This is a genomic window from Candidatus Angelobacter sp. (assembly GCA_035607015.1).
GTDB lineage: Bacteria > Verrucomicrobiota > Verrucomicrobiia > Limisphaerales > AV2 > AV2.
Window position 1 is genome coordinate 1 of record DATNDF010000442.1, and the last position, 3602, is coordinate 3602.

Here is a 3602-nt window from a genome sequence, read left to right on the forward strand (position 1 = left end):
TTCCATGCCCGTGTGGCACAGCCGCCCTCGGCTGTGCATGACAACCCATCAGACGATCCCCATGAAGCCGAAGTCACTGCGCGCACCAAAAGTAAAGATGTGGCACAGGCACTCTTGCCTGTGCAGAAACGTCGAAAACACGATCAACATCGGGTTGACGAACATGCACCGGACTCCCATACACGTGTAGCACAGCCGCCCTCGGCTGTGCGGAAGGGTTTAGAAGACAACAAATACGAGGCTGAAGAAACTGATCGATCTGCCCATGAAAAAACTCCTATTCATGAGTCTCAAACTCAACACTTGCCCTTCACCTTCTCAGCCCCAGAACACTCTCCCTGGTCCAAGCGAAAGCCTGATTCTGATCACAAATCAAAAGCCCAGCATTCCTCCGCGTCTCCGCGCCTCCGCGGTGAAAAAGAAGTTCCCGGCCTTTCCCTTGAAACCCTCCATGACATCGCCGACTCCTCCTCCCAATCCGAGCGCGCCGCCGACGAAGCCGAGCGCGAGCTCATGGAATGGAAAAAACTCAAATTCATGGATGGCCGCATCGGCGAGGAATTCGCCGCATTAATCGTCAACGTCATGAAGTTCGGCTTCTTTGTCGAGCTGACCGAACTCTTCATCGAAGGCCTTGTTCCCATCGACACCCTGGAAGACGACCTTTTCACCTTCCGCGAAAACACCCGCCAGATCATCGGCCAGCGCTCGGGCAAGACCTTCTCCATCGGCGACCACGTGCGCGTCCTCGCCGACCGCATCGACCACGTCCAGCGCAAGATCCAGTTCGCCCTGGTGCAGGAGAAAACAAAGCCGTCTCGCGCTCAGAAACGTCACAAAAAATCTCACCTGAAAATCCAACAACCTGTCACCGCTGATAACACTGATTAGACAGATTTACGCAGATCAGGACGAAATCACTTCGTGAATCAGATGCTCCACGGGTCGGCTTGACTGGAACGAGCGTGTCAACTGGGCCCGGTCTTGGTCCGAGTGATCGGCTCCACTGCCGGTGCGCGTGAGCACCTGGTAGTCGCACCAGGTGCTTCCGCGATTGCATATAGTTCCCTGAGTTTGAATTATTCATCCAGGTGTTCTTCGTCACCCGGAAAAGCTGCCACGGCTATACCGGAGCGCCCGTCCAGCAGTTCGTATTCGAATGCCAATTGGAAATGGCCATTGAAGGCGAACCTGCCGATGCTGACCGCTGTTACCGTTGAACCAAACAGCGGGTCACCCGTCTGGAGCACCGGAACCAGAGAAGCCTTCCCGGTGAGTTCCACGAAAATACCCTGATCGCCGTTTGCTTTGAGCGCGGAAAATGCGATGGCTCCGTGATTGTTCAGGGAAGGGTGTTCGATGTCGATGAAGGGGTTGTTGGCTGGATCGTTGCGGGCCGTGATGCCCCTGCCATTTCCGGAGAAGACCTCCAGCGTGATGCCGCCTGCACCGAAATCTGCGACTACCCCGCGATTGTTGATGACTGGATCGCCGAATTGAAAGAAATCGGGGTGATTGTTCGAGTCGACAACGTCGATCACACTTGCCGTTGCGGCGCCGTTTGTGCCGTCTCCATCTCTCTTTGGCTTTATCAGGAAAACCCCGGAGCTTCTGTCTTTCTGCACCCCCTCGAAGACGATTTTGCCTGAGGCATTGATCGCCACGGCTCCAAAAGTCTCGAAGTCTGAGGTCAAGGTATCGAGTACCGGCGTGATGCTTCCACCGTTGCCGGTGAAAATGACATTTGACCTGAACCCGCTTCGGAAAGCCTGGAAAGCGACTGTTCCGGAGGCATTAATGGAAGGTGTGCCAATACCGAAACCAGGAAAGCCCTGATCGGTGGAGTTCACAATTGTCTTTGTAACGAGCCCATCACTGGTAAAAATACCCGCGGCTCGTTGTCCCGTGCTCAGCGTTGCGCGGAAGGCGACTGTGCCTGCGTCATTGATGGCGACGTCGTCGGTGAAAAATGTGAAAGGGCTGTTGCCGGTGGAAGCAAGTGTTTTCGGATCGCGCCGTTCCCATTTGAAGAGCCTTTGCTCAGCTCCTTGCGTCGCGACGAAAGCGACCGAGCCTTCATTATTGATGGCTGGGAATTGCGATAAATCCGAAAAGCCCTGAGTGCTGTCGGCCACATTCTCGAATCTGATTTGAGTGTTTAGTGGGAGTTGGGCCGAGGCTTGCCCGGCACATAGACCGAGCAAAACCATCGCGAAACTGCGCGCGGCCCACGAGTTTTTCAGTATGTTCAGCATCACTTCTCCTTCTCTTGTTGCTTAGATCTGCATGAATCCGATTTCAAAAACCCTGGTGGTCGGCCCGAAAAAAGTAGTAGTCAGCGGAGTAAGGCGAGGTGGAATGTTGCTGTCCACCTCGCGGTTGGGTTGTGGAATGAAACCAAAGCAGATTATTTGCCTGCGCCTTCGGTTTGCGGGATGCCGGCGGCGAACCAGAGATTGCCGACGTTACGGATCAGCAGCACAGGCGTGTCGCAGTTAGCCGGCTGAGTGGGAGACAGGAAATCGTCGATCCTGAAGTCGCCGTCTGCGGCAAGCGGTACACCGGCCAGAGTGGTGTTATGAGCAGTCGCGGTTGCGGCCGGTCCGCAGAAGAGCGTAGCGTGAACGCTCTGGCCCGCGTTGGTTCCGATCCCATTGCCCGATGCCAGGAGCAAGCCGTGTCCATTGACCCGGATATGTCCGTCGGCGCCGATCGTGGCCTCGAGGTTGGCGATCCTCCACGGTGCACCTGGAGTCGCGCCCCGCACTACGTTGAGGTTGACCGTTCCATTGGCTGCCACGCCGGTAACAGTAATGACCCCGATGCCGCCTTTGAATTTCAACACCGGGAAGTTGTCAGAGGTGCCTTGCGCGGAGGCAACACCACTGATCGCGAGAGCAATGATGGTCACCATCAATCCACGGAGTACGTTGCGAACCGCGTTGCCGCTGAATCGTTGTGCGTTGTAATGCTTGGTCACTTTGTTTTCTCCTTATTTAATAGCGTTTGAAAAACCGGCTCGTACCACTTATCCAATCCAGTCCTCTTCATCAGACAGTGCGTTCTTCAGCATCTTTTTGAGGAGCTTGGGCAGTTCCTCAACCGACTGAAAGCTTGCCGTTCGCCCTGAAGCCACGTGCTCGATGCGTCCCGAAAGCTGGTCACCGCGATCCGCACCCGAATCCCGAAACTGGATTACGAAGGCGTTTGTATGTTGCCGGCCCTTCATCACGGTTCCACGTTAGGCTTCCCAAAACAGGAAGTCATAACGTAGTGGTCGTCTTGTGGTGGTGTTTTGGTGGTGTGAACGCCGGCGTGGAAGATCCCATCAAGGCCGTGTTTGCCAGGCATTCATGAGGAACAATAATTTGCGACCAGTTCTTTCCCGGAATCATCTGCATTGGGTAAGTCGGCCCACCGCTTTTTTCCGTATCGTGTCAATGTGAAGGACATCGCATTTGGGCAGTTTCGGCTCGACCTCAGCAACGAGTGCCTGTGGCAAGGCGCGCGCGCAATATCCCTGCGTCCAAAAGCGTTTGCGGTCCTGAAAATCCTGGTTGGGCATGCCGGACAACTGGTCAATAAACAGCAGGTGCTGGACT

4 protein-coding genes are annotated in these 3602 nt (G+C 55.2%); 1 reads left to right on the plus strand and 3 read right to left on the minus strand.

The genetic code is table 11. The features are described from left to right. Positions 1 to 891, plus strand: an 891-nt coding sequence (locus VN887_17790; GenBank protein HXT41865.1) for a S1 RNA-binding domain-containing protein, incomplete at its 5' end; no start/stop codon positions are given. Positions 892 to 1079: 188 nt separating this feature from the next. Here VN887_17790 and VN887_17795 read toward each other — a convergent pair. The 3 genes from VN887_17795 to VN887_17805 form a co-directional block, all read right to left on the minus strand. Continuing rightward, positions 1080 to 2210: a choice-of-anchor tandem repeat NxxGxxAF-containing protein gene (locus tag VN887_17795; protein HXT41866.1), complete on the minus strand. Its 1131-nt coding sequence runs from the start codon at positions 2208 to 2210 to the stop codon at positions 1080 to 1082. A 197-nt stretch (positions 2211 to 2407) separates the two neighbouring features. Beyond that, complete coding sequence (locus VN887_17800; GenBank protein HXT41867.1) at positions 2408 to 2980, minus strand: hypothetical protein; 573 nt, start codon at positions 2978 to 2980, stop codon at positions 2408 to 2410. Between the two features lie 48 nt (positions 2981 to 3028). Next, positions 3029 to 3229 (minus strand): hypothetical protein, encoded by a 201-nt coding sequence (locus VN887_17805; protein HXT41868.1) that lies wholly within the window; start codon positions 3227 to 3229, stop codon positions 3029 to 3031. Between the last annotated feature and the right edge of the window lie 373 nt (positions 3230 to 3602).